We start from the raw sequence: 26081 nt of genomic DNA on the forward strand, positions 1-26081 counted from the left end.
TTTAAATGTTTAAGTTATCTACTATTTCACTAACAATTGATTCATCTGGTTTTGTGTTATTTAAACCTCCACCTGCTGGACCTCCATAAACATTACTATCAGCATTTACTTGAACCAATTCCGAATATTCTGACTCTAATTCTTTGATTTGATCCTCAATTGGAGTTTCAGAATTAACATCGATTCGAGTTAACCAACGACCTTTTAATTCAGGTTTTAATCCTTTTAGGATTTCTGATTTTTCAAAAGACTGTAAGGCTGTCTGTTTTTTTGTTTCAAGTACGTTCCCAGATTTAATAGAATCGATGTCAGATTTTAACACACCGAAGTTTTTCAACATTCTTTTTTCAAATGGTGTCATTCCTTCTGTTTCCTCTTCTTCCTCTTCTTTACCTCCTTTGTTTTTAACTGCTTCCTCCGCTTTCTTTTTGTCTGCTTCAAGAGTGCGAATTCTATCGTCCTCCGCTGCAACTACTGCAAAATCAATTACCTCATTGTAATCGTTAATGATAGCATCAATCGCTTCGTCATCAGCATCATCGGCTGGTTTTGGCGCAAGTTTAGCCGCATAAACGTCTAACCTTTTTGTAGATAAGTTCGCCTTAGGGAATAATACCTTAAGTCGTGCCTTAATAATCTCTGGTTTTACTGCCATGATAAAATGTTTTTAAATTGTTTATTTTTATTAGATAACAAATGTAATATATTTTACACTATTTAGAATCATTCTAAATAACAATTTTATGAAGCATAAAAAAACCACATTATTTCTAATGCGGTTTAATGGCGAAAGTACTGGCTATCTATTACTTGCCTTATTAAATATTTATTTCTTTTTCCAAATGAAAACTTTATTGTTCTACTAATGGAATTACAACCTTAGTTTTATTTTCTAACTCTATTTGATTTATTTCTTCTTCATGATTATCAACCAAATCAATTAAGCTAATAGCTGTTTTTTGACTTACAAATTTACCTTCTACTGCAGTTTTTAGATAAGTAACTGTTTCTGAAATATCCGAAGGTAGAATAGAATTAAACTGAATATCATAATACAAAGCTTTACCATTAGCAGTCATAGTCGTATTTGTAGTTTTAGTAACACCAGATGTGATGATATTTAAACATCTTTCTATGAATGTTCTTGTTGATGATTGCTTTAAAACAGCTTTAATGTCTGTTGCTAAGAACATTAATTTAACAGTTTTTTCAGCCACATTACCTAGTGATTTAAGCTTTTCTAATGATAAATTAGGAACACCAGATCCATAAGCAATTGTATCTTCCAACTTATCTAATTCAAGTTTGTTACTTTCAGGCGCTGTAGTTGCTTCTAGAAAACGAACATTTCCTTTTATTATAGTTTTTCCATCTTCACCACCTAATTTAATAGGCACATTAAAGTGCTTACCACTTTCTGATTTTAAAGGCATATTTTGAACCTCTCCTTCAGTTACCAAAATAGGATGTCCAGAATAATCATTAGCATCTCCTAATTTAGACAATGCCACTTCATGTCTGTCTATTGGTGATTTTACAGTATACCAAATTGGCTCATCTTGACTATCATATACTATTGGGATCCTATCAAATCCATGAGGCAATTTTGAAGCCAAAACCAAATCCTTAAAATGATACACATTCGTTTCGTCCCAAATTTGAACGTTGCTCACTTCCTTATCTCCTTCTTTATTTTTGTAATCCCACATAAAGAATTTCATATCTCCTGATTCATCAAAATAAGGTGTCATAGCTCCTTTAATATTGTCAAGCACTTTAGCTTTTATCTCTTTGACTTGTGCTTTGAATCCAAAATAGGCAAGTACTTTGTTTAAAATTGACGTTTCATTAGCATCTACAATATAGAATTGCATTGCAACTTGTGTTTGAGAGAATTTGATAATAGTAGACTCCAAAAGCTTCGAATCAATACGGTTAATCCTCCATATTTGCTTGACTATTTTTGACAAGTCATTTTCTTCTGAAGGAATTAAGGTTATAGGCTTCCCAATAACAAAGGCTGCCAAAGTTTCTGCAATGTTTTGAGCGTGGTTAATGTAAATCTTAACCATTTTAGAAACCTTGCCAGCTTCTAAGGCCTTGTCTTTTTGAATAACTTCGATTTGTTGATCTCTCTGGCTTCTGTCAAAGTCTTTGTATTCTTTAATGTAATTTCCGATTTTTGAACTATCCTTGCTTTGAACTTTGATAGTATCAATCGCCTTTTGAGGGTCGGAAATTAATAACGTTAGTATTTCTTCCATGATTGTTTTTATTAATAATTAAGTTTTATACTCTGTTCTTTGGTCATGGCAAAAACCGTCTCTCCTTGACTGTTGTGTGCCATGTGACCATATCTTCCAGAATCCCAAAAGTGATTCCAAGAATCTATTGGTTGATTAATACAGATTCCTTGTATTTCTTTTAGTTTGTAATTCTCTTTTTCTTTTTTCACCTGTGCATACAAGTGATTTTTAACGATATGAATTTTTTTAGTTTTCATAGAGTTAAGCCAATACATTACACCTTTGGTTTTGCTTACTTTTTTTGCATTGTATCTATAGTCTTTTTTTAACGATCGAACCATTTCAACTGTTCCTTTGTTTTCGCCAGTGTATTTATCTGAACTATCACAAATAATCAAATCTCCATCATCATCATCATCACTTGAATTTTGTTTGACTCCAAAAGATTCTAAAACACCTGCTAATTCACTAGCCGTTTCAATTGGTGTATAAATCAAAGGCTCAATCCAGATATTGTGTTCGTCTTCGGCATATTTATTTAATGCATTTGGATCTGTTGTAAATCCAAAATCATTCGTGTAGATGTACGCTAAATCAGGAAATTCGTTTGGTTCAATCCAAGTAACATGACTAAATATTACACCTTTCATAGCTCCACGCAATCCAAGTCCATAAACCTTCCACATGAAATCATCTGCTGTTCCGTTTGTTATATTGGTTGGATGCGGTGGAGGTTGGTTAGTTTTACTTATTGGTTCAACTTTTCCTGTTGCCTTATTGTAACAATAGATTTCATCCGCTTTAACGATATAAGAGTTAGGTTTCCAAGGTTCCCAAGATTTAATCTTATTCTTTTCTTGAACGGATAAATGAGTAATATTGTCTAAAAATGTTGTTCTAAGAAAACCAACATCTGGACGTGATAGGACTTTATCAAAAAACCAGTGCTCAGTAAAAGACGGATTATAATCTGCCCACCAAAATTTACGACAACGCATTTCTACCTGGTCAAATACCGAATTCTTAATAAACATCATTTCATTAAAAAAGGCATAATCACAACCTCCACCATGCTTTCCATCTCCAAGAAAGTAAATTGTACTTCCATTAATCTTGAAACTTTTTATTTCCTCAGCATTATGAAATTTATTAGGTAGTCCGAAATCATCCAGTCTACGCTTAAAATCGTCATATAAAGTAGTTTTAAATTCATTGTAAGTTGCACGATAAATATTAATCGTACATCTAGTTTCAATAAAAAGACAAATAAAAATAATTATATCTACTCCTGACCAAGTTTTGCCTGAACGAGAAGACCCTTCTAATGCACATCCACGATTACCTCCTATAAGTTCATCTAACTCGTTATATTCTTGATCTCTAATTGATTCAAAAAGAAGTCTGTAGTTTGGATTGGTGTCTTCGTTTATTTCCTTCAGCTTATTACGAGAAATATCGATATCCCTTTCCTTCAAAAGATCTTCCAATTCTAATATTTCAGCATCGGTTAACGACATTCAATTTTTTTGATTATTTATTTACTTGGATATGACCTTTTGATATGAGATGCTTGATTCTTAATTGAACGAAATCTCTTTGGCTTCTTGATAATTTGCTTTTCTTTTCTTGAATTAATCTGAATTCATTAATAAGGTTCTGATATTCTTCAATAACTCTGGTAGACGTCAATCTTTGACTTAATTTTTTATTTTTGCGCTTATTAACCCAATTAAAAAGTCTTTTTAAAATAAGTTTCATTATACTTTAGCAATTAAAGGTTCGATAAAAACGTCTTGATCTTTCAAAACAATTTTAACTCCATCTACTTCTTGTGTTTCTGCATAATCTAGAACAGCCAAACCAATCAATGTAGGATCAATAGTTTCACGTCCTTCAACAAATACTCTTCCGTTTACAATTTCAATCATATTAATGTGGTTTTAATCCTGAGAGAGCAGGAAGTTAATTTACATTTCAAAAGTAACACATTTTACAACTAAGTTGCAAAATATATTACAATCAAAATAAAAAAAGGGAAAGTATTATTTTAAAGCTTTTGCAAGTAATGCAGCAATTCTAGCTTCTCTTTCTTCTGGGTTTGTGATTACTAATGGCTTATCAGAATCACCTTGAACTACAATCTGTCTAGCAGGATAAATACCTTCAAGCTTATTGATTTCTTTTTGTATCTGATTAACTGCATTCATTCCTTGAGGTGTTCCACGATACTGTTCTTTCATAGAACGAATATTTTGCTTTAATTCAGCAATACGAAGCGCTCGTTTTTGTTCAATAGTTGCTTCCTGGTCCTCGTGCCAAATTTGATATGCCTTTTGAAGTAGGTTTTTAGATTGGCGACGACCTACACCCCATTCTTGCTCAATGTTTTTAAGAATCAAATAATCCTGAATACCATTGATAATCCAGCCTTGAATCGTGAACACACGTTTCTCTGTTTCTATTTTAGTTGATTTGGTACCAGCCATTGTTTGTTAAATACTAGGAAACATACGTTTAATAACTGCAATATGTCTATGTGCTTGACTTATCCTATCTCTGAGTTTCATAGCTTCAATCTCGCGCATTCTTCTCAATTCAGCATCTGAATCCTGAATAGGTTTATCGTTGTAAGCCTCCAAAGCTTTTGAATTAATCTCTGCTTCTTCGGTTAGATATTCGATAATGACATTTTTCATTTCCATAAGTATTTGATAATTAGTTGGTGCCATTTCGAGTGATAATTTTGTTACAATGGCATAAAAGTAGACAAAACTTTAGTTAAACGGGCACGGTGACCGAAGCCACCGTTAATCTTTTTTCATTCAAAATAAGCCTATAATGCGAAGATCATATCTCCGTTTTCTAGTAGGATTTTATGTCCCACAATAGCAACTATTTTTGATTTAACATCAATCATTCCTTTATACATTATTTCCTTTTTATAGCTAATAATGTCTCCTCTTTTTAAATCTTCTTTCAATAACATAATATTACTCTGTTTTAATAATTCTTGATGCAATTGTTTGTTGTGACATAGGTAAATTTATTTCTTTGGAAGTATTATGAAACAAATGTAGTAAAATATATTACCATGTTGCAAAATATGCTACAATAATAATGCTAAACTAAATGAAGCAAATTAGTGTGTTAAAAAACAATTATATTAGCTACTTGATAAATAATAAAAATGGAAGAACAAAATAATTATAGGGCATACTAACAATCCTTACTTTTGCCTGTTTTTATAATATATTTGCTTTATAAATTTAAAAACACACTATGTTAACACACTATAATTTACTAACTAATTCGATATTAAACATTCGCCTAATATTAAATGAACGTAATTTTTCTATTTCTTCTGATAATTTGATTTTAGATTCCTATGAAGAATTAGTAATTTTTGTAATATCTAATTTTGAAATTCCTTCTTCACATAAAGAATATATTTTAAAAAATTTGAAATTATCTAAAAATGTATCAGAAGAAAATATGATAGCAGAATTACAAAACAATCTAAAAGATATAACAGGTAATTTCAGCCTAGAATTTCCATTAAGAGCGCTAGAAGTTTACTTCTCTTATGGAGAAGAACCTGATGATATTGATATTCATGTGTTGGGGAAGTTAAAATACCTTATTTCTAAACTTCATTATCTAGTAGGAGAAAATTACAAATTCAACTAATTATTTTATTACTACTATTTACAAACAAAAAAACCACCCGATGAGGTGGTTTTTGTTATTTACAAGCTTCTTCAAGCTTCTTACTTCTTTCTGTATTTAGTAAAGTTATTTGTTTGAAATCAATACCGTTTGGTCCTGGGTTATCTCTAACATACTGAATTTGGTTATCGTATTTTAAATTTATCTCGTTTTTATTTGTTTCACAACTATTATTGTCGCCATCATTAGAGCAAGCACTCAAAATTGATACTAAAACTAGGGTTAGTAATATTCTTTTCATATTATTTAACAACCCCTCCGCCTTTTACTTTTACATTATTTTTTGGTGTAAATTCATCATTGTAAGGAACAAATACGCTTGACTCACTCAAACCAATTCTATTTGCATTTTTATCTATCCTTGAAGTATTATATAACCATCCTCCAGCTACTCTAGTAACAATTGTAATTTTTTCATTAACTGCAGCCATGGCACCACCTGATTCTTTATTAATCACTACTGACTCATGTAAGTCTAATTCATAAATTGTTTTTTCCATTTTAAAGTTTTTAATTGGTTATTATTTAAATCCTAAACGGGTGACCGTTCCGTGTTGTTCGGTAAAAGCTTTTCCTGGCAATTCTTTTTTTGCTCTTTTATCAAAGATTGTAAGCTGCCAAGGTGTAATATTTTCGATGTTGATGTATAGTACATCGTATGATTTATACTTAGCAATTTGGATGCCAACAATAATATACTGTCTAAACTCATAAAATGGATTATAATTTTGGATTGATTTTATTGTGCTTGGTTGGATTTGAAAAAAAATCCTTTGGATCTTCTCTATTTCATTTTCTGTAAGCATGGTATTTGGTGTAAAATCAATTCAAAAGTAACTAATAAAAGAACCTAAAACAAAAGACAGTAAATAAAAAAATGTCCATGAATACAAATAAAATTAAAATCTTGCGGTTTAGTTTCTTATCTAATTCTGCAATTTGTCTATCATGTTCTTCCCAGTATCTATGCATAATTCAAAATTACAAAGACGTTTATATTTTATTTTACGGTTTCCCTTTATTTACAATATTTATTAATAAGTTTTACTGGAGTCATTCCTTCTTGGGCAGCTAAATTGCATATAAACATTGCCTGATTTCTTCCTGTAAGATTTGATTTTTCAGAAATCTCAAGAAATAATCCTTTTTTCGTAATATTTTTTAAAGATATTTTAGATTCATCCATTGTTCCAGGAATACATTCTCTAACCCAAAAATCAATTTTAGTTTCGATTTTCAAAGCTATGTTATGTGGCTGAATAGATTCATTGTGCGGTTCAACAATCTCTTTAAAGTGTTTCTCTACCTCATCAAAGTTTAACCAAGCTATAAAGTAAAGATCATCATCATCTTTAAAACCACTCTTAAATGGTTTAGAAACTTCAAAAGGTTTCATCGTTTCGACAACAGCTTTAGAGCATAAATAATAATTACAATGCAATTTTACAGTTTGATTAACTCCATCAGAAGTTATAAATCTATCGAACTTAAGTAAAGCCTCATCTGAACTTTTACCTTGAACACTTACATCTATTTTCATTTTCGGGTTATCTTCTTGCCATACTTTAGATTTTATGAATACTCCGAATCTTTCAGAACCGTTATTTGCTATTGTTTCAATAATTGGTGTGTAATAATATATTTTTTTCATATTTGATTTTTTGTCTCCACCGTGTGGAGAAAGTTAACTTAAGTGTTGATTTTAAAGGGATTCTTGATTTAATTAAAATAGTGTTAATTGGTCTATTTGAGGTTCATCTGAATTAAGTATTTCAGAGTGTTTAGGAAACATTTCAAAACATCTATTTAGATATTGAATCATCATATCAGTTAGTTTTAAATGATTTGGATAATAAAAAGGTAATTCTACTATTTGCCTAAAACGCATACCTCGATTTGTATTATAACTTTCGTAAACTATTCTATTTTCTGTCCAAAAATGACTGTGGTTATGTGATTTTGTAAGCATAACTAAATTATTTACCCATTAACTTATCATAACATTCATTAGAACAAACTAATGGTTCGATAGGTTGCCCTATGCATCCACATTCTTGACCATTACAGCAATATTGAGGATCATGCCCGAAAAACTCTTTGTTACAACTCATGCAACTCTGATTTGGAGTTGGTTCCCAAAAAGAAAGTTTTCCTTTTACATTTAGAATTGGTTTTTCATAAAGCACCGGATTAGCTAGTACCCAATTGTAAATTGGTTTTTCACTTAAAACAAATACTCCATCTCCAACGTATTTTCCTCCTGTTTTTTCCGCCCAAATGCTGTGATGATTCACAACACAATCAATGATGTCAACTTCTCCTATGATTGCTGAATATGTTATTTTAGCTTCAATATTTGGAATTGAATTAAACTGATCAATAGATAAAGAGCTTAAACTAATTCCTTTCGCTGGAGTTCCCGAAGCATGAATATAAATCCTACCTCTAAAGTGCGTTTTCCAAGTCCTGTTCTCAATTTCTTTTATGCCATGAGCAATTAAACTCGCCCATGGTTGTTTTATGGATAGTGCTTTCATGATTGATCCTTTTTCATTTGAAGTTCTTTAACCTTATTTTGGAACTTGCTACTAAATGACTCATCTTCAATACCTAATTCCTTCAATCTTAATTTAGCTTCAAGAATTGTAACCTTAGCATCATCAATCGTTTCTTGTAACTGCGAAATTTCTTCATCCTTATCAATCTCATCCTTTTCTGTTTCATGACATGTTTCGCAAATTGTTGTTTTAGGAAACCATTTCTTAGACCCATAACCGTCATGTAAATCGAACCACTCACCACATTTTTGGCATGGTGTAGGCATCTCCATTTCTTCTAATTCTTCATTTATAAATTCCATAATTTTAAATTTTCACGATTATATATTTTTTTAATAAAAACTATCAACATCTTTTTGTGTTTCAAAACTATAAGAGGTGCGCACTTGTACAAAAAATAGTTTTTCACAACAACCACACTCTAGTTCTTCAATATCATCTGTACTATACAAAAAGTAGCTTTCATTTTCATTTATGTCGTATTCCTCTTGACAATTTGGGCAAATAATTTGTTTCATAATTTTCTCTGTTTAAGCATCTCATCAGCTAATAAATATGCATTATGAGAAACTACTTTATAAGCTTCTAAAACTTGTGTTTCGTCTTTTATAGTTAACCCGTTATTCAATATACCTACCATTGCAGACACTGCAAATTGATCACGCAAAAACACTTGGTAGTCACTAACAGCTACTTTAATAATTCTTTGCGGAGTTGATTCGTTTTTATCAGACATATACATTATGTGTTAATTTGTTTTGTTAAATATTTATTGACAGTAATTTTTATTACTTTTTTCTTTAATCCAAATTCAAGTGCAATAGCAGGAATAGAATTTAATCTACTGGACTGCCATCTTTCAATAATTAAGCCTTGAGTTTTTTTGTTAATTTTTTTCATCACACTATATTTTATTCAATTAAAAACCGCCTATTTAAGGCGGTTTGAAAGTCTTGTTATAATTTAATCGGCTAATGAAAAGAACTTCCTTACCCTTCCGATTTTTGAAACAACCATTATAACTAGCTACCTTGGAGACAACCAAAGAGTTCTATATAGGATAAGGAATTAAATGAGTAATTAATTTATAAGGGACGGCATGATGAGCATGAGAATTTTTTCTTCTTCAGCTAATCCATCAACCGGTGTAATAATAGCAGCTCGATTTGGTAGTGAGAACTCAATATTTATTTCCTCCGAGTTCAAGTTACTGAGCATTTCCGCTAGATATTTGGCGTTAAAACCAATTCGAGTATCTTGACCTTGATAATTACAAGTTAATCGTTCATCGGCTTTGTTTGAGTAATCAACGTCTTCAGAAGAAAGATGTAACTCATTGCCTGAGAATTTTAAAACAACTTGTTTTGTTTGTTTGTTAGAAAAGATGGAAACACACTTTACTGAACTTAAAATCGTGGATCTATTTACCAAAGCTTTGTTTGGGTTTTCCTTTGGAATAACATTCTCGTAATTCGGATATTTACCTTCAATCAATCTTGAAATCAAAACATAATCATCAAAAGAGAATATTGCATTTGTCTGATTAAAACTAATAACTACCTCAACATCTGAAGTTGAAAGAATCCCTTTTAAAACATTCAAAGGCTTTTTCGGAACAATTAAATCAACTTCTTCTTCAGAAGTAATATCTGTTCTTTGATACTTTACCAATTTATGTGCATCTGTTGCTACAAAATTTAATCCCTGAGGTGAGAACTGAAATAAAACTCCAGTCATGATTGGTCTTAAATCATCAGTTCCTGTAGCGAAACTTGTTTTTGTAATTGCTTTACCTAAAACTTTTGAATTAATTTTTGCTGTCTGAGCATTTTCAATGAGAACAGTCTTAGGATATTCTTTCGCTGATGCATAAGCAATGACATAATTTCCTGCTTCAGAACTAATCTCCATTGTACTATTTTCCTTTACTGAGAATACAAGTGGCTGCTCTGGAAATGTTTTTAAAATATCAATTAGCATTCTGGCAGGAATCGCGATTGCCCCTTTACTTTCTGATTGAATTTCCAATATTGAACTAATTGTAGTTTCTAAGTCTGATGCTGTAATTTTTAATTGGTTTCCATCAATCTCAAATAAGAAGTTATCTAAAATTGGAAGTGTATTTGAAGAATTAATAACTCCATTTAAAATTATTAGTTTCTCGAGTAATGTTTTACTGTTTAAATTGATTTTCATATGTTTTATAGTATTTAGTTAAATCTTGTTTTATGTGATGAAGGTTTCTCCAACATGATCCAAATTCTTTTGGAACATTTCCGTCCAGATCAAGGATATTAAAGACAGCATCCTTAAATTTATTTACAACCATTAATACGATTAAATCACCTTCCTGAAAATAATAATGAGGTTTGTACTTTACTTTCATGCCATCATTCAAAGCTGCTAATATTTCATCAGCAGCCAATGATAGCTTTTCGTTTCGTTGATCTAATTCGTATTCTTTGAAAAGATTTAACTGGTTCATTATCCAGCTATTTTCATTGCATGTTGCTGTAGTGATCTATAGTTGTTTTTTACCAATGCTTTTGCCTGATTAACCTCAACTGCATTCCCAATGAACTTTTTTTGCTCTGTTTGGGTGCCAATTAGTTTATAATCTCTTGGGAATCCTTGGATTTGTTTTAATTCGGGAATGTTTAGCATTCTCATTTTTATATCGATTACCCCATGTGACACCATAAATTCTTTTATGAGAATCATTGTTTCAGAATCACTTTCATAAACAGGAATACTAATTAGTCCTAGTTCAGTTGATACAAGATAAAGAGGCGCTTTATCTTGTCTTGCTACAACCGTGCAACATGGATTATCAATGCTTCCATTGTTACCGCCCCAAGCAGGATTAAAAATATATTGTTGTGCTTTTACAATATTAAATTTAGGAATAGTAGTAAGTGTGCCTATAGGCTTTTCAATTGATACAGCTGTTCCTGTGCCATATTGTTGATCAATAAAATTTACATCTACTTTAGCAACTCTATCTTTTGTAGTTAGTGTTGGGCATGGTTTGTCTATAGAATGAATACCACCATTACCATAATAAGTATTCAAATGTGATGCTGTTACAATGGCTGTACCTCCTACAGTTGTAACTGTTCCTGCTGGCTGATTAATTGAATTCACCTTACCTTCAGGACGACCATAATAATATTTTTTAAGAAAAACAGATTTGACAACTGCATGTGAATTTCCAGTAGTAATTGTTCCGATGGGCTCATTTAAAGATTTTACACGACTATTATCTGAGCCTGAATTATATTGTTTAGTAAAAGAATGATCACCATTAGCGACAAATTTTACAAGTCCTGCGTAAATCCTTTTGAGCGTATTATCGGAAAGTTCCTTTTTCCTTTCGAAAATACTCACACCTTCATCATCAAGATCTAAAACCTCTCGAACGGGCTTCCATTTTTGCATTGGAAATAAAGGACTTTCAACTTTATCTTTCGTGTGGGTTTGTTCTGGCCAACTTATAGGTAAACAACTTGGTCTAATTTCACCACTTAACCGCTTATGCATTATCTCCTTTGAAAATTGAATGAACAATCTTTCACGGCTTTGATATGCACCATAATTAGCAGAATTCAAAATTTTGTAATCATAAACATAGCCACTGGAACATACTTTATTGATCCATCTAATATATTCTTTTCCAGCTGTCCTCGATATTGGTTTTCCTTTTTCATCTAGTGGTCCCCAACTCATAAATTCTCTAACATTTTCAACCCAGAAATAATCAGGATCTAATTCAATCAAGTACATAAACATATGATCAGCTAAAGTTCTACTGTCTGCATCTCTTGCCTGACCTCCTTTTGCTTTTGAAAAATTTGTACATTCCAAAGAAGCCCAGATATTTACTTTACAATTTGGAAAAGAAATTCGAACTTCATCAATTAAATATCTAAGTTTCTTAACTACTTCAAAGTTTCTGATATCTTCTGTAAAATGTAAGGTGTCAGGATGGTTCTGAGAATGGCTTAAAATTGCATTCTTATCATGATTCACACAAGCTGCAACAAACATATTTGTAATTTCTGTAAAATGAATTCCTGTTGATGTTCCGCCAGCCCCACAAAACAAATCAATCCAAAAGACAATCTGACTGTCAAAATCAGCTTGTCTTTTTACATGTTTTATAAATGTTTTTGTTTCTCTTTTTAATTGTGATTGTATCATACTGCTAAATCAAATAAGGTTGGAACATTTATTTTGTACTCGATTGATTTCAGGTAGAAAAGTCCATCATCATAATAGTTTGGATTCAATTCTGCAGATATCGCTTTGCGTTCCATTTCTAGAGCTTTGTATGCTGTAGAGAATAGACCACCAAAAGGATCATCTACAACATCACCTTTCATTGTGAATCTGTTAATCAATCTATCAATGACATCTAACTGAAGCGGGCAAATATGCTTTTCCTTTTTTCTGTTGGCTTGATTAGCATTTAAAGTATTCATTCGATTAACATCAGTCCAAACCATATCAGTAGGTGATGTTGGTGGAATAGTCATAAATAAACGGCTCAACTTGTTAGATTTTTCTAAATCTTGACAAACTTTCAAATGTTGATCATAATTGTAAACATTAGTTTTATCAAACTCACGCCATCTATTAAAAACAGATTTCATATCTGCTGCAGATAATTCTTCATAACTCATAAATCTATCACCAGATGATTTCCAATAAGCATGAGCATCTAATTGCCATTTATCAATTGAATATTCTTCTTTAGTTTTTACACATGGTTCATCAGCGTAAGCATTATTCATTTCACTTGGACGTTTTCTAAAAAGAAGGACATACTCTGGAAGTCCAACCCCCATTTTGGTTGCATCTTTACATTGTTCCGACCATCCCAAACGATAAGTTTGATTATTCTCACGAACTACATCTGTTGTGACTGTTATTTTTCCCACCAGATAAAAACCATGTTTCACAAAGTGTGCAACAGTTTTTCCTGAGAAATCATCTATAGTGGTAAATGAAGTTCCGTTTTGATAGGAATAACGGATCCTGTCTTTTACATGAATTGCAGCAATTTTGCCAGGCTTTAATGTTCGCAATAGATGAGGTGTTAAGTAATCCATCTGCTTAAAAAATTCTTCATTGCCATTATTATGACCGAAATCATTATAATTGTCTGAGTATTCATAATGATCCCCAAAAGGAATTGAAGTCAGAATCATATCAGTTGAATCATCTGCCATTTGCTCATGGACATTGACTGTATCATCATTAAAAACTGTTGCATTTCCGATTGTAGCACTTCGTTTGTTTTTAAAAATTTGTCTTTTCATATCAGCTGTAATTTTATCTGAGTTAAGTCCATATTCACGGACGAGGTTGATCATTTCCGTTTGCAGTTCAATATGATTACGCCACTTATCTTTTAAGGTTTTGAGTACCTCACGTTCATTATTTGTGAAGATTGCATAAACGTTGACTTCTTTTTCTTGCTTAAATCGGTAACACCTATGTATTGCCTGGATAAAATTGTTGAATTTGTAATCAATGCCAACAAAAACCATATTATGACAAGCATGTTGAAAGTTGCATCCGCTGCCAGCTATTTCTGGTTTAGTACTTAATATTTGAAACTGTGAATGTTTAAAATCGATCAATATTTTTTCTTTCTCTACATTTGATTGAGAGCCGTAAACAGATTTTAAATTGAACTCTTTAAACTTCTTTTCTAATAAATCCCTTTCAGCTTCTCGATGGTGCCACAGAATCCAGTTTGCATTTGGGTTTTCGTTTACTAAGTCAAAAGTTTTTTGGATCCTGATATCTATACTATCCCTTTTTTCTCGTGAGGTATCAACAAGGCTTTTCGTTGTGTCTTTAAATAAAACAATCTTACCTTCTTTATTTGTAATGGTACCTTCAGGCAAATTTTCAATTTCTACTTCATGAAAATTTAGTTTTGGAAGATTATAACCAGTATCATCGTATCCGAGATCTGAAGGCTTGTTTATAAAAACAGCCCAAGATGAAACCCATTTCCAGAACTCCTCTTTTTTATTTTCATAAAGTGTAAGATGGCCTGCCTTTGTAGAATCTCTCTGAAAGAATCTTGTCAATGCATGACCTCGATCAATAACACCTAGATAATCCGCATAATTTAATATTTCAATAAAATCGTTTGGTGTTGGTGTAGCAGTTGCGACAAATCGGTAGTTTATTTTTCTGAAGTGCTTTAAAACATAATTTGTAGTTTCCGTTTTAAGATTTCTTAAAATACTTGCTTCATCAAAGGAAACTCCTCCGAAATAATCTGGAAGAATATCTCCTTTTCTAACTCTTTCATAGTTTGTTACGTAAATAGCCAGTTCCAAATTATTTACTTGATCAGTATCAGTTATGTATTTTATTTCAAAGCCAGTATTTAAAAGTATGTTATCATCACGGAACTCTCCTATCACGCCCAACGGCATACAGATTAAAAAAGGTTTCCCTGTAAATTCAATGATTAATTTGGCGATTTCTAATTGCATTAAAGTTTTACCTAATCCAAAACTGGCAAAAATTGCACGACGACCGCCAGCAATAGCCCACTGAATAATATCTTTTTGGTGAGGTAAGGCAATTGGATTTATTTTATTTTTATCAATTGTGATTCCGAAACTATCAGCTACAACAATCTTATCTTCTAAAAATTCCTTATATGGTTTTTGATTCATGATCTTTAATTTTATTCTTCCCAAAGCTTTTTTGCTATGGCTAAATTCTTTTCGGATTCATTAACTGCTTTCTTAGCGTAGGTCAATGAAAATGAGTGTGTCCTTTCGTATTTTCCCGACTTTAAACCTTCATGTCTTTCCTTTGCTGTCTCAACTTTATATTCATAAAATTCAATACTTTCTGGCATTGATAAATTAATATCCTTTGCCTTTCTTTCCCAATAATCAGCTTTGCTTTCGTGCTGTTCAGCTATTTTAGAATGTTCAACAGATTTACTCATTCTGTCGTGATTTCTTTGTATTAGAGCACGATGTCTTTTTTCACTATGATGTCCAATCTTTATTGGTTCAGCGAGAACTAAAAAATCTTTTCCCTCATGAGAAGCTTCCCAATATTTATTTGATTTTGATTCTGCACTTGATGACCATTTTTGATAGCGTTCAGCTTTATTTTTACAATATTCTTGATAGTTAAAGCCGTCAGCACGTACAACAGAATAAAAGAAATTACCTTCTTTGTCTCTTTCTACAAGATTGAACACAATGCATTCGTGTTCTTTTCCGTATTTAGTCTTGAGTATAATCGTTTCCCCTTTTTCGTGCATTTCGGGACATTTTGCAACAAAAACGTTTGCAGTATATTTTGCGTAAGTATTCATAAATGTTTTTTTTTATTAGAGCAATATTGGGTTGACATTGTTAGATGTGCAATAAAAAAGCCCTCAATATTGAGAGCTTTATAAAATGATTGTAATTGAACAAAATCACTTATCTTCCATAGATTAACATGAAAGCATCTCTTTGTTCTTGATTAGTTCTACCATCATAGCCAGTTATTTTTTTAAAGTAGTCATTCGTTATTTTACTTCGGGTGGGCTTAACTTTATAATGTGTGATCTTTAAGTAAACACACATTTCAACAATCTTTTTAGCTGTTTCAAAATTGGCTCCTGTATATTCACCAATTTTAGAATTAAAAGCTGCAGACTTATCAGCTTTTTTGTGCCAGTTTGATTTGTTTAAGAATCCACATTCCACATAAACTTCTATGTTAGGATATTTTTCTTTCATGATTTTGAAATAATCGAAAAGTTGAAAGAAAGTAAGATTGTCAAGCTGTAATTGATTTTTATTTAAAAAAGCCACACCAGATTTATCAACATCTGGATCAATACCAATGAAATACTTTTCTTTTGGATCAATCATGATTTTAAAGTGTTAGATTTTGGAATTGCTCCTGGAATAACATTCGAACTAATTTTTTTTAGTGCCAGATTGATAGCTGTATCAATTTTAATAAAAGGCTTTAAGGTCATTCCAACATCACTTAAAGGAATTGGTTCTTGAGTTCCTAAATATTCAACTCCTAACTCCGTAATTTGGCGTTTAATGTCTATTAATTTATTTTTTATGTTAGAGTTTTGCATTTGTTTTTTTGTTTAAATTATTTTCTAAACGATTTACCTTTGAATTCGATAACATTGAACATTTCAAACAAGCGATCATATATGTGAGCGCCGTATCTCAATCCAGATTCTTGCATTGCCAAATCAATATTATTTGGATAATCATCGTGAAAATTCATCGTTCCAAATGTTTTTAAAACATTTACTTTTTCTTCAGAATAATTCTTTTGATTGTTATATCTTTTTTCTAAAATTGACTTTACAACATTTGTTATTCCAAAGTTGGAAGCATCTTTTTCTCTCTTCAGATCATCAAGAAATAAATTTCCTTTACAATACTTTGAAAAAAACATTTCTTTTTCTTGACCAGATTTTATAAATTCATATTCGGTAACTAAAGATTCTGTCGTTCTGAATTTGAAGCGAAGTCTATTCCAATCACCAGATGTGTCCCAATTATCTGATATGGCTTTTTTAAAGTAGTAATCAATCATAAATTGAATTGCATTCATTACAGACGTCTTACCGTTTCCAACATTTCCAATTATCAGTAATCCTTTGTTGAAAGAAGGTACTAATACCTTATTCCCAACTGTTTTAATCGAATTTTCACAATCAAAAAAGGTTTTATCAAAAGCGAAATACTTAATTATGGGTTCTAAATTTTTAATCGATTCTTCAGTCAAAATAAAATCACATCTGTTTATAAACTTATATGCAGTCAGAAAGTTTTTATAAATGTTTTTTTTGTCTGGAATTAAACCTTCCACAAATTGTAAAGATTTTTCATGATTTGAATAAACGTTTTCCCAGTATTCTTTTCTATCCTGCAGTCCTTCAAATTTGTTTTGTAAATTTCTATTTTCAAAAGTTTCAATTTGATTTAATTCTACTTCTGAAAGATTTCTTTGTGGTTTATTTGGATTAATAACATTGAAATTATTGAAATCACTTTGTTTTTGTATTAATGAATTATATTTTCTGATTCCTATATTTTCTGAAACATCTTGAAGCAGTTTTGGACCAGTGTAAAAATCTATATCTGCTTGAGATAGATTAGGAAATTTAGATTTTAATTCATCCGGTGAAAGTTTTAGATATTCTTGTTGACTAATTTTTTTCATAACTTTTAATTTGTGTGAATTAAACCTCCAGATCCATTTGATTTTTTTGATTTTAAAACTTCTCCTGTAAGCCATCTTGAGAAATGCCCAGCGTAATCTTGCTTATTAATTTTATCATCACATTCAACAACTAATTTTTCATTAAATTTTAAAATCCAATCAGAAATGTTTTCAACTGGTATTTTATTTTTCATTGAAATTGCTTCTAACCAAATTTGATCTTGCAAAATTTCATTTCCAAAAATTTCATTTTTAGTAAATTGTTTTAAAGGTTTTAAAGGTATATTGGTATCTTGTTTTATTATACTCCCTGTGCGTTGTAATATGCTTTGATCTGTGCTTTCAGCTTGCTTTATCGAGTGCTTTACGAATGCTTTATCGAGTGCTTTATCGAGTGCTTTGCTATTTTCTTTCAAAGCAATTATATTAGCAGAGTATTGATTTTTACTGTATTCAATAACTTCGAAAAAACCAAAATCAACTAATTCATCAAATGATTTTTTATAAACGGAGTAACTTTTTATCCCAACAGCATCTAACACCATTGAAGTAGGAAAACCAAATTTCTCTTTCCAGCCTAATCGATTGCAATGTTCAACTGCGAAAGCATAAATAGCGCAATGATTAGGTTTAATTATTTCTGGATTTTTAAACGCATAATCCCAAAAATCACGCATTAGCTTAAAGTAATCTAGTTTTTCTTCAGCCATGTTTTTCTATTTTTTAAAAGGTACATTGGTTAGTTGTCTTCCATTGTTCCAAATAGCAAATCTGCCTTCAGAATCAACTTTAATTTGCATTGTTTCAATCTTACCAAAGAAGTTTACATTACCTCCCATATCTACAAACCAACCTACCTTTTTTGTACCATCTGGATAGGTAAATATTCGCATCACCCTACCCACTATTTGATAATATAATGAAAGAGACATTGTAGAACGAGCCATAAGGACAGCTTCAAGTTCTGGATAATCAAATCCGGTTGTTAGTACTCCGACGTTAATAAGACACTTAATAACACCTTTCTTGAATTGAATTAGAATTCGTTCTCTTTCTTCTTTTTTTGTTTCGCCAGTTAAAATTGCAGATCCAGGAATACGTTTTTGAACAGCGATAGCTTCTTCAATTAAAGAACAAAAAATCAAAATGTTTTTTCTTTTACTCAGAATTGTTAGAGCTGTTTTTACAATTCTGGAAGGCATATCAATTGACTTATAATATCTTCTTAATGAGTTTTGAGTAAAGTCCGTTCCAGAGCTATTTAATTCTAATTTACTACGGTCTACAACATCAAAATTGTAATATTCTAACTTGGCTAAAAAACCTGCATTAAACAAAGTATCATTTTGAACATAATAAAGGACTTTGTCAAAAATTGTCGGAGTACTACGTGTTAAGAATGTAAGTTGTGGACCTGTTGAAGCCTGTTCTAACCGATAAGGAGTTGCTGTTAATCCTACAACTTTTGTATTTGGAAAAGCTTTAATAAACTCATTGTACATTCCAGCATCAGAATTTACAAGATGACATTCATCAATAAGAATATTTTCCAATCCTCTGAATAAATGTTTTTTGTTTATTATGCTGCCAATCGTACAGAAAGTAACTTTGTCGATTCTCTTTTCGCCTGCAGAAGCACTATAAATAGAAGCTTTACCGTAATTGCTAAACTTTTCATAGTTCTGTTCTAAGATTTCTTTTGAAGGCTGGAGAACTATTGTTTTGCCCTCCAACCGTTCTAATATTTTAGCAATTACAACAGACTTTCCAGAACCAGTAGGAAGTATTACCAAAGCATTACCTCTTGAGTTTCCTTTAAAAAAATCAACACTTAAATTAATTGATTCACTTTGATACGGTCGTAATTGAAAAGCCATTATTTAACTTTTGCATTTTCAAAAGCAGCATCCTCACCAGCGAAATCCATGTGAACTTGATTAGGGTCATCTTGAGGAGCTGATTTACCATTTCGGTATTCTTCAACTTCAAAAACAGCTTCGTAAATTCTAACTTTAAACTGATGCAAATAAATGTATGCACTAGAAAATTTAATCCTTGGTGAATCAAATTTTATAATTCCTTCTGTAACCTCTTTCCAACCTGATAGCATTACTGATTTATTTTCTTCTACTCCTGAAATTTTAAAACCAGTTACATAATATTTTTCAGTTTCAACTTCTTTTTCTAATTCTTCTAAAGTTGTAGAATTAGTGTTACCAGTATAAGCATCATCCAAATGAGCGAAGAAAACGCTTAAATTGTTGAACTTATCTTGTAAATCATCATGAATAATATGCGCTCCTTTATGTCCTAAAGTATCTCCTTTCGTTGGTCCTTTTAGAAGCTCGTATGAATATGAACATAAAGCATCTGATATAGCTGCTCCTTTAATTTCTACTTCTTTATCTTGAGCATTTATTAATTCGTCTAACTCAATTGCTTTTTCGAATTTGTCAGCATTTATTGTTATTGTCTTTGACATAAATTTAATTTTATTGGTTAATTGTTAAAAAATATTCTTTGTATTTCCCTTCCTTATACTCTGAACTAATCGGCACATTCCAGATGTCTTTTAAATCTTTAATTCGTCGGCGTAAATCGCCAATTTTATAATCAATCAGTGCTTTGGTCGTAGTAAGTCTTTCCCCTTTTAAAAGGGCTTCATAAACAATTCTACATTGGTTGGAAAAATTCTCTTTATTTCTTTCAAAATGTTCTTGGTTGCTAACTTTATTCTCAATATGAAGAAGTTCATCGAAGTTTATTTCTTGCTGTTTCATAAATATTGCTCGTTATTTTTTAGCTGAATTTCTATTTCTCTAATTATAGCCAAGTCTTTAGGTTCTGGAAGATATATGCCAGCTTCTTTACTTGAGTAGTCTCTAAATCGATCAATTGCTAATGTCAATTCATCTTTAGTCAGGTTCGCTAAACTTTTGTATTCAATTCTAACTTCTCCAGTTATACGATTAACAAATTCATATTGAAAAATGGAAGGATTTACAAGCTTCTTAAAATATTCAAGCTTTATATATTCCAATTGCTCTCCATATTCTAAAGCGAACCACGACATAATCAGATGTGCGTATTTTAATTGAGGATATGTCTTTGGAACTTTTTTAGCTGACAGTTCAAATACTTTATTATGCTTTACAAAATATTTGAACTTTTCAACAGCTCTTTGAACATCGATAGGTTTTTCTGGATTGTAAAGCATAAGTTTAAAAAGGTGTTAAATTAAAATCAATTGTCAACCCCTTATCAGCGACTGTCACATTTTTACCAGTTAGGTTTGATACTTCCTGTTGAAACTGTTTCGCATTTGAATTACTATCTGATAAGTGAATTAGAACTATATTATTGACTTTTGAAAGGTCATTGGCAGCCAACATATCTTTGCAGTTTTCCAAAGAAAAGTGAGATTTAAGAATCCTGTTTCTTAGAAATTCTTTTCCACTATCAGAACCAAACTTTCTATCAATAATTTCTTTTGAAAAATTAGCTTCGATAATGATATTGTTCAATCCCTTAAAGGTGTACTCACAATAATTTGTATCAGTAAGAAAGAGTACCTTCCCGCATTCTAGATGCTCAATTAAAAATCCTAAAGGTTCGGCAGCATCATGTTTTACATCAAATGCCATCACTTTAAAATTTCCGATTTTTACAATTTGTTTTGAAGCAATTGTCATTGCTCGATGATAGTTATCTGGATTAATTGCTTTTATTGTTTTTGCACCGGTGTAGGTATTTATTCCGAGCTGCATAACATCATCAAATGACTTACAGTGATCTTGATGTTCATGTGTAACAAGACATCCAACAACTTTACTAAAGTCAAAATTGAGTGCTTTTTTTATGTCCATGATATTGACACCACATTCTATAAGCAACGCTTCATTCTCGTTTTCGAGAATATAAGCATTGCCAATACTACCAGTTGAAATGACTTTTAATTTCATAATTAAAAATTAGGTCCAGGTTCTGCAGCTTCTTCCAAATTGTTTGTTTGTTGAACAGATTGTTCAAAATTCTGTTCCGATGTTTCTTGTTGATAAGTAACACCTGCAATTTCTAAAGCTTTATCATCAACAATTTCAGCATCTTCAAAATCTAAAGGCTCTTTATTTGCGTTAGCATCAATTTGATTTTGAATGATCGAATCATTCATTTCATTTTCCTTTTGAAGAATAGCAAGATAATTATCATCGATTTTTTTACTATCAATAGTAATAGCATTGTAAGCGTTTCTTGAAATAGTTTTGATGGCCATTTCTTCAAACCATCCGTCAATTTTTTCAGTTCCAACTTTCTTCTTGTTTTCCCAAATGTCCTTTTCACCGCCCCAAAACTCAGCAGAAGCATACTTTGGTTTTCTTTTTTCGATGTCTTTTAAAGAGAAAACTTTGATCTTATTCTTTTCTGGGTTCTCCTTAAATTCATGGTACCAGAAACCTCCAACAACATCGCCTCTATTGAAGTCATTTGTAATTTCTAAGCTGTACGATTCAACAGGATTATTTTTATCCTTTTTAAATTGTTTGAACTTATCTGTTGAATAAACCAATTCATAAACTACATCAGAAGGAACTTCTAAACCATATTTTTTGGCTTTGATTTCCATTCCCCGATATCCAATAAGAAACCCCATATCAAACTTATTGTTTGCAGTATTCTTATAAGGAACGATACTAATATGATTTGGCTGAGTTGGATCCAACTCAACACTTGAATAAGCAATTACATCAATTGCCAATTTCGCCATGTTTACATTTTCCCATGTAAAAGCTAAAGCATCTCGATATTGTTCTGTTTTTGCCAACCTCTTTTTCTCGTTATCTTTTAAAGTTTGATCAACCTTAATAAAATAGTTTTGGCATAATTTCTTCTGAAAAGGAGTCAATGTAACAGCTCCGTTATTTGATGAAAACTCCTTCATCACAGCATTTGTGAATCTTTCACTTTGCGATGGCTGTGTAGTTGCCAAAGTTGCTTTCGGAGTTTCTGCAGTTTTAATTTCTGTGCTCATTTTATTGTTTTTTTAATTTGTACATTATATCTCTAGCCTCTTGTGCGAGTATGCTTCCTGACGTTAAAATATCTTCTTTGTTTTTATCAATAGAATTAAAAGCGTTTATTAAAACTTGTCTTTGATAAGTCATTTCCTGAATTTTAGCATCTAACATTCTAGATGTTTCATCTAAATCTTTTCTTTGTTGTTGAAGAGGTAAACTCATTACATTTCTATTATTAATTGATTACTTTGAAGTTTTGAACATCTCACTATTTTTAAGTCGAAGGCTTCAGACTGGATTTCTTTTTTGGTGTTTTGATTATGTGGACAATTGGCTGTACAATCAAAGCTTCCAATTTTAACTCCGATGTTTTCCTTACAGTTTTCAGTAAGTATTCCATCGGAGTTTCTTTTGACTCTATAGTCAGTCATTATGCTACACGTAATGATTTATCATGTTCACTTACTACCAATCTGATTAATTGACTTTCAGTTTCCATGATATCATGAATGGATTCAGCACCATCAATAAAAATTGGAGCCGACACTTGGTAGAATTTTGAAAGGGTAGAAATGATATCTATTCCAGCATTTATTTTTGATGCTGTATTGGCATCAGCAAATGGAACACCGTTCACATATATTTCACAAGCTGGATTTTCACCACCATTAACTTGATCTTCAAACATTTTAAATTTTACAATCTTGAATTTAGAATTGACATTTTCTTCAATGGCTGTCATCTTATCTTTTTCGAAACGTTCTATTAAGAATTGTGTTTTTTCAACGCCAGCAATCTCTTGAGCTAATTTTGTCTCTTCATTTTTTAAAGCAGTAATTCTTTCGTTAACTGCAATGATTTGCGCTTCATTTCGGAGCATTGTTTTGATACCTTCAATGTCATCAGATAGACCTTTTTTATCTGATTTTAGTTGTTCATCATCAACTTTAGGAACTTCTTTAATTGTTTTTTCAACTGTTTCTAATTCTACTTTTTTAGAATTGTAAACAGTATTTTCAATTAGCATTTGATTGTAAATAGCTACTGTGTCAACTGGAGTAACATTTTCAGCTTTAGAAACTTCATTTTTAATATCAGCTTCAAGTATTTCAATCTCAGATTTTAAATTTGTAATTAAAGTTTCTCCTTTGAGAACTCTTGTTTTTAAAGTTGCTAATTCCGTTTCAAGATTCGTCTTTTGAGTTGCCAATAACCCTCCTTGTCTATTTATTTCTGCAAGACTTTCTTGTTTTTTAGTCTTGAAATTCGTTGACATTTCAATCTTTTTAGACTCAATATCTGATTCCTCAAAAGCACGTTGACAAGTTGGACAACAAAAAGAATTTTCTTCAATTTTTAATTCTTTTGCATTTTCATTTGTCCATTCAGTGCGTTTAGTTTCAATCGTAGTACCCAAAGCAACTAAATCTGATTCTTTGCCAGTTACCAAACCTTTTAATGTTACTAAACCATTTTCAGCTGTTGTAAGTTCTCCTTTCTTATTTCCTAAACTTGTCTTCAAATTATCCAAAACTGAAGTATCTATTTTGGTAGAATTATTTGCTTTGGTTTTTGTATCACCTTCAATTGTTGAAATTTCAGATCTCAAATTTGAAGCTGTTCTTTTTGCTTTTTCATTTGCATCTAAAATTGCATCTAAGCCAGCTGATTTGTTTAAAATAGCTTCATCAATAGCTGCTACTTCCTTTTCCTTAGCACTCAGTAAATTTTTAAGATTTTGAAAGTCGTAAGCTTGCGGTTTTGTTTTTGAAACCTCATCAATTCTAGTAGGAATCAATTTAATATCATCCTTTGATTTTTTTACACTTGCTTTAATTTGCTTTAAGTAATCTTCCATTGTTTTACCTTGAGTAAGATTTGCAACTAAAGCTTCGTATTCCGGATTCCCAGAAGCAATTTCTGCATCTGTAAACTCACCTGCCATTTGAGTAATAATAGTTCTACGATCTGGCCATTTCATAGAATTAAGCGCATAAGGATTCGTTATTAGCTTGAAAATGGTTTCGTCCATAATCGTATAAACCTTTGCTTGAAAGTCTTTTTGATTCATTGGAACCTCATTATAATAATAGACTGTTTCGTTTCCAGTATATTCAGCTATTTCCTCACCTTTTTTCTTTTGCCACTTTTCTTTATAAATCTTTTTTAAAGTGATCTGATCTCCATTAACTTCTAACATTCCTTCAACCTCATGGTCTTGGCGATTAAGCGAAGTATCAACAGTATTTTTAATACTAAATTCCTTTTTTTCCTCAGCATTTTTTCCAAACAATAGCCATAAAAAAGCGTCATAAACTGTTGACTTTCCTGTTCCATTTGCTCCAAAAACGTCTGTATTGTGCTGGAAGTTTACTTTTAATTTTATGATTCCTTTAAAATTTGTTAGGATTAAACCTTTGATTTCTATTTTTTTCATTTCGATTTACTTTAAAATTATATTGTGATTTTTTTCTTTGAATCGTTTACTAAACCTTTTGAAATGGTTTATGATTATTTCTCTACACTCGGCATCAGAAATAATTGAAGTTTTTGTTTTTGTTTTTGCAGGTTTATCAGCAACATTCAACATTGCTAAAAGTCTTTTCCTTTCTTCAGGAGAAAGAACCTCAACTACATTGAACGCGGTCTCAGCAATCATTAATTAAAAGGTGGGTAATCATGATTTTGATGATCTTTGAACATCTCATCAAATTGTGGGACCTGAAACTTCCAAGCCAATGCCAGAATGTTTTCACTTTCTAAAGCATCATCTATACTTTTATCAAATGCTATTTTCAAACATTTTCCTAAGAGTAATTTTGTTTTACTATCTGATAAAGTAGTATTGTAAAATCTTTGTACTAAATTTGTCATCTTGATTTTTTTTAGTGCCTGCCCGGGCGTTAGAATTTATTGACTGGCCACTTTTTGCGAAGTGGCTTTTTTTATACTAATCAAAAATTGATCTTGTCGATTATGATTTTTATTAAGTTGATAAAACCTAATACAATGATTAGAAATACTAAAAATAGAAGTATGTTCTCGATATTAAGTAACTGCATTTTCTTCTTCCTTTTCTGCTATTAATAATTCCTCTTTTTCTTTGCCAGTATGTTCTGATATAATTTTCAAAATAAACGGAAGACTGAATTTTGTAGATTTTCGAACAGCTGCTCCATAAACAGAATCTTTTTCAATATTTGAAGCTTTAGCTATTTTGTCACGTAACGGAATGTCGTTACGGATGACATTGTAGATCTCATCTTTTAATTTTCTCTTCTTTAAGTTTCGTTTTTTCATTT

39 protein-coding genes are annotated in these 26081 nt (G+C 31.3%); 2 read left to right on the top strand and 37 right to left on the bottom strand.

Annotated features, from left to right (window positions below; all coding sequences use genetic code 11):
• Window position 1: 1 nt before the first annotated feature.
• The 7 genes from IUY40_RS02725 to IUY40_RS02755 form a co-directional block, all read right to left on the bottom strand.
• Window positions 2-655 carry a hypothetical protein gene (locus IUY40_RS02725; protein ID WP_195735361.1) on the bottom strand — a complete coding sequence of 218 codons (654 nt, stop codon included), beginning with the start codon at window positions 653-655 and terminating at the stop codon, window positions 2-4.
• A gap of 196 nt (window positions 656-851) precedes the next feature.
• The gene (locus IUY40_RS02730) at window positions 852-2264 is read right to left on the bottom strand and encodes a phage portal protein (protein WP_195735362.1); all 1413 of its coding nucleotides are present in this window, start codon (window positions 2262-2264) and stop codon (window positions 852-854) included.
• A gap of 11 nt (window positions 2265-2275) precedes the next feature.
• Entirely contained in the window at window positions 2276-3763 is a 1488-nt protein-coding gene (locus IUY40_RS02735) for a terminase family protein (RefSeq protein WP_195735363.1), read from the bottom strand.
• A gap of 240 nt (window positions 3764-4003) precedes the next feature.
• Window positions 4004-4174 carry a hypothetical protein gene (locus IUY40_RS02740; protein ID WP_195735364.1) on the bottom strand — a complete coding sequence of 57 codons (171 nt, stop codon included), beginning with the start codon at window positions 4172-4174 and terminating at the stop codon, window positions 4004-4006.
• Window positions 4175-4288: 114 nt separating this feature from the next.
• Complete coding sequence (locus IUY40_RS02745) at window positions 4289-4732, bottom strand: hypothetical protein (protein WP_195735365.1); 444 nt, start codon at window positions 4730-4732, stop codon at window positions 4289-4291.
• A gap of 6 nt (window positions 4733-4738) precedes the next feature.
• On the bottom strand, window positions 4739-4975 hold the full coding sequence (locus tag IUY40_RS02750; RefSeq protein WP_195735366.1) for a hypothetical protein: 237 nt from the start codon (window positions 4973-4975) through the stop codon (window positions 4739-4741).
• Window positions 4976-5079: 104 nt separating this feature from the next.
• Window positions 5080-5232, bottom strand: a complete 153-nt coding sequence (locus tag IUY40_RS02755; protein ID WP_195735367.1) for a hypothetical protein — start codon at window positions 5230-5232, stop codon at window positions 5080-5082.
• Between the two features lie 293 nt (window positions 5233-5525).
• Between IUY40_RS02755 and IUY40_RS02760 the strand changes: the two genes are divergently transcribed.
• The gene (locus tag IUY40_RS02760; protein WP_195735368.1) at window positions 5526-5933 is read left to right on the top strand and encodes a hypothetical protein; all 408 of its coding nucleotides are present in this window, start codon (window positions 5526-5528) and stop codon (window positions 5931-5933) included.
• Window positions 5934-5988: 55 nt separating this feature from the next.
• Here IUY40_RS02760 and IUY40_RS02765 read toward each other — a convergent pair whose 3' ends face one another.
• The 28 genes from IUY40_RS02765 to IUY40_RS02900 all read right to left on the bottom strand — a co-directional run bounded on the left by IUY40_RS02765 (window position 5989) and on the right by IUY40_RS02900 (window position 25216).
• The gene (locus tag IUY40_RS02765; RefSeq protein ID WP_195735369.1) at window positions 5989-6213 is read right to left on the bottom strand and encodes a membrane lipoprotein lipid attachment site-containing protein; all 225 of its coding nucleotides are present in this window, start codon (window positions 6211-6213) and stop codon (window positions 5989-5991) included.
• 1 nt (window position 6214) lies between these two features.
• Window positions 6215-6472: a hypothetical protein gene (locus tag IUY40_RS02770; protein ID WP_195735370.1), complete on the bottom strand. Its 258-nt coding sequence runs from the start codon at window positions 6470-6472 to the stop codon at window positions 6215-6217.
• A 21-nt stretch (window positions 6473-6493) separates the two neighbouring features.
• Window positions 6494-6778 carry a hypothetical protein gene (locus tag IUY40_RS02775; RefSeq protein ID WP_195735371.1) on the bottom strand — a complete coding sequence of 95 codons (285 nt, stop codon included), beginning with the start codon at window positions 6776-6778 and terminating at the stop codon, window positions 6494-6496.
• A 212-nt stretch (window positions 6779-6990) separates the two neighbouring features.
• Entirely contained in the window at window positions 6991-7623 is a 633-nt protein-coding gene (locus IUY40_RS02780) for a hypothetical protein (protein WP_195735372.1), read from the bottom strand.
• A gap of 72 nt (window positions 7624-7695) precedes the next feature.
• Entirely contained in the window at window positions 7696-7941 is a 246-nt protein-coding gene (locus IUY40_RS02785) for a hypothetical protein (protein ID WP_195735373.1), read from the bottom strand.
• Between the two features lie 7 nt (window positions 7942-7948).
• A complete protein-coding gene (locus IUY40_RS02790) occupies window positions 7949-8509 on the bottom strand; it encodes an ASCH domain-containing protein (protein ID WP_195735374.1) in 561 nt (186 codons plus the stop codon).
• Window positions 8506-8796: a hypothetical protein gene (locus IUY40_RS02795; protein WP_195735375.1), complete on the bottom strand. Its 291-nt coding sequence runs from the start codon at window positions 8794-8796 to the stop codon at window positions 8506-8508. The genes IUY40_RS02790 and IUY40_RS02795 overlap by 4 nt, the downstream gene beginning before the upstream one ends.
• 66 nt (window positions 8797-8862) lie before the next feature.
• Window positions 8863-9048 (bottom strand): hypothetical protein, encoded by a 186-nt coding sequence (locus IUY40_RS02800; protein WP_195735376.1) that lies wholly within the window; start codon window positions 9046-9048, stop codon window positions 8863-8865.
• On the bottom strand, window positions 9045-9266 hold the full coding sequence (locus IUY40_RS02805; protein ID WP_195735377.1) for a hypothetical protein: 222 nt from the start codon (window positions 9264-9266) through the stop codon (window positions 9045-9047). The genes IUY40_RS02800 and IUY40_RS02805 overlap by 4 nt, the downstream gene beginning before the upstream one ends.
• Window positions 9267-9271: 5 nt before the next feature.
• Window positions 9272-9430: a hypothetical protein gene (locus tag IUY40_RS02810; RefSeq protein WP_195735378.1), complete on the bottom strand. Its 159-nt coding sequence runs from the start codon at window positions 9428-9430 to the stop codon at window positions 9272-9274.
• Window positions 9431-9610: 180 nt separating this feature from the next.
• Entirely contained in the window at window positions 9611-10726 is a 1116-nt protein-coding gene (gene dnaN, locus IUY40_RS02815; RefSeq protein ID WP_195735379.1) for a DNA polymerase III subunit beta, read from the bottom strand.
• Window positions 10704-11015: a hypothetical protein gene (locus tag IUY40_RS02820; RefSeq protein ID WP_195735380.1), complete on the bottom strand. Its 312-nt coding sequence runs from the start codon at window positions 11013-11015 to the stop codon at window positions 10704-10706. The genes dnaN and IUY40_RS02820 overlap by 23 nt, the downstream gene beginning before the upstream one ends.
• Window positions 11015-12730: a DNA cytosine methyltransferase gene (locus tag IUY40_RS02825; RefSeq protein WP_195735381.1), complete on the bottom strand. Its 1716-nt coding sequence runs from the start codon at window positions 12728-12730 to the stop codon at window positions 11015-11017. The genes IUY40_RS02820 and IUY40_RS02825 overlap by 1 nt, the downstream gene beginning before the upstream one ends.
• Window positions 12727-15234: a DNA methyltransferase gene (locus IUY40_RS02830; RefSeq protein ID WP_195735382.1), complete on the bottom strand. Its 2508-nt coding sequence runs from the start codon at window positions 15232-15234 to the stop codon at window positions 12727-12729. Before IUY40_RS02830 ends, IUY40_RS02825 begins: the two co-directional genes overlap by 4 nt.
• A gap of 11 nt (window positions 15235-15245) precedes the next feature.
• Entirely contained in the window at window positions 15246-15893 is a 648-nt protein-coding gene (locus tag IUY40_RS02835; protein ID WP_195735383.1) for a DUF3560 domain-containing protein, read from the bottom strand.
• Window positions 15894-16002: 109 nt separating this feature from the next.
• On the bottom strand, window positions 16003-16440 hold the full coding sequence (locus IUY40_RS02840; RefSeq protein WP_195735384.1) for a hypothetical protein: 438 nt from the start codon (window positions 16438-16440) through the stop codon (window positions 16003-16005).
• Window positions 16437-16661, bottom strand: coding sequence for a hypothetical protein (locus IUY40_RS02845; RefSeq protein ID WP_195735385.1), 225 nt, complete (start codon window positions 16659-16661; stop codon window positions 16437-16439). Before IUY40_RS02845 ends, IUY40_RS02840 begins: the two co-directional genes overlap by 4 nt.
• A gap of 17 nt (window positions 16662-16678) precedes the next feature.
• Complete coding sequence (locus IUY40_RS02850) at window positions 16679-17764, bottom strand: hypothetical protein (RefSeq protein ID WP_195735386.1); 1086 nt, start codon at window positions 17762-17764, stop codon at window positions 16679-16681.
• A gap of 5 nt (window positions 17765-17769) precedes the next feature.
• Complete coding sequence (locus IUY40_RS02855; RefSeq protein ID WP_195735387.1) at window positions 17770-18474, bottom strand: hypothetical protein; 705 nt, start codon at window positions 18472-18474, stop codon at window positions 17770-17772.
• A gap of 6 nt (window positions 18475-18480) precedes the next feature.
• The gene (locus IUY40_RS02860; RefSeq protein WP_195735388.1) at window positions 18481-19641 is read right to left on the bottom strand and encodes a DEAD/DEAH box helicase; all 1161 of its coding nucleotides are present in this window, start codon (window positions 19639-19641) and stop codon (window positions 18481-18483) included.
• Window positions 19641-20246: a hypothetical protein gene (locus tag IUY40_RS02865; RefSeq protein WP_195735389.1), complete on the bottom strand. Its 606-nt coding sequence runs from the start codon at window positions 20244-20246 to the stop codon at window positions 19641-19643. The genes IUY40_RS02860 and IUY40_RS02865 overlap by 1 nt, the downstream gene beginning before the upstream one ends.
• 10 nt (window positions 20247-20256) lie before the next feature.
• Complete coding sequence (locus IUY40_RS02870) at window positions 20257-20544, bottom strand: helix-turn-helix domain-containing protein (protein WP_195735390.1); 288 nt, start codon at window positions 20542-20544, stop codon at window positions 20257-20259.
• Window positions 20541-20981 (bottom strand): hypothetical protein, encoded by a 441-nt coding sequence (locus IUY40_RS02875; protein ID WP_195735391.1) that lies wholly within the window; start codon window positions 20979-20981, stop codon window positions 20541-20543. Before IUY40_RS02875 ends, IUY40_RS02870 begins: the two co-directional genes overlap by 4 nt.
• Before the next feature lie 4 nt (window positions 20982-20985).
• A complete protein-coding gene (locus tag IUY40_RS02880; protein ID WP_195735392.1) occupies window positions 20986-21726 on the bottom strand; it encodes an MBL fold metallo-hydrolase in 741 nt (246 codons plus the stop codon).
• A gap of 2 nt (window positions 21727-21728) precedes the next feature.
• Window positions 21729-22793, bottom strand: a complete 1065-nt coding sequence (locus IUY40_RS02885; RefSeq protein ID WP_195735393.1) for a recombinational DNA repair protein (RecE pathway) — start codon at window positions 22791-22793, stop codon at window positions 21729-21731.
• A gap of 1 nt (window position 22794) precedes the next feature.
• The gene (locus IUY40_RS02890) at window positions 22795-23001 is read right to left on the bottom strand and encodes a hypothetical protein (protein ID WP_195735394.1); all 207 of its coding nucleotides are present in this window, start codon (window positions 22999-23001) and stop codon (window positions 22795-22797) included.
• Entirely contained in the window at window positions 23001-23210 is a 210-nt protein-coding gene (locus IUY40_RS02895; protein WP_195735395.1) for a hypothetical protein, read from the bottom strand. Before IUY40_RS02895 ends, IUY40_RS02890 begins: the two co-directional genes overlap by 1 nt.
• Window positions 23210-25216, bottom strand: coding sequence for an AAA family ATPase (locus IUY40_RS02900; protein ID WP_195735396.1), 2007 nt, complete (start codon window positions 25214-25216; stop codon window positions 23210-23212). The genes IUY40_RS02895 and IUY40_RS02900 overlap by 1 nt, the downstream gene beginning before the upstream one ends.
• A 70-nt stretch (window positions 25217-25286) precedes the next feature.
• Between IUY40_RS02900 and IUY40_RS02905 the strand changes: the two genes are divergently transcribed.
• On the top strand, window positions 25287-25445 hold the full coding sequence (locus tag IUY40_RS02905; RefSeq protein WP_195735397.1) for a hypothetical protein: 159 nt from the start codon (window positions 25287-25289) through the stop codon (window positions 25443-25445).
• Here IUY40_RS02905 and IUY40_RS02910 read toward each other — a convergent pair.
• Window positions 25438-25653 carry a hypothetical protein gene (locus IUY40_RS02910; protein WP_195735398.1) on the bottom strand — a complete coding sequence of 72 codons (216 nt, stop codon included), beginning with the start codon at window positions 25651-25653 and terminating at the stop codon, window positions 25438-25440. The genes IUY40_RS02905 and IUY40_RS02910 overlap by 8 nt on opposite strands.
• Window positions 25654-25827: 174 nt before the next feature.
• Window positions 25828-26079: a hypothetical protein gene (locus IUY40_RS02915; RefSeq protein WP_195735399.1), complete on the bottom strand. Its 252-nt coding sequence runs from the start codon at window positions 26077-26079 to the stop codon at window positions 25828-25830.
• Window positions 26080-26081: the final 2 nt, after the last annotated feature.

The sequence above is a fragment of the Flavobacterium sp. ALJ2 genome (genome assembly GCF_015594725.1).
In the GTDB taxonomy this organism is placed as follows: Bacteria; Bacteroidota; Bacteroidia; order Flavobacteriales; family Flavobacteriaceae; genus Flavobacterium.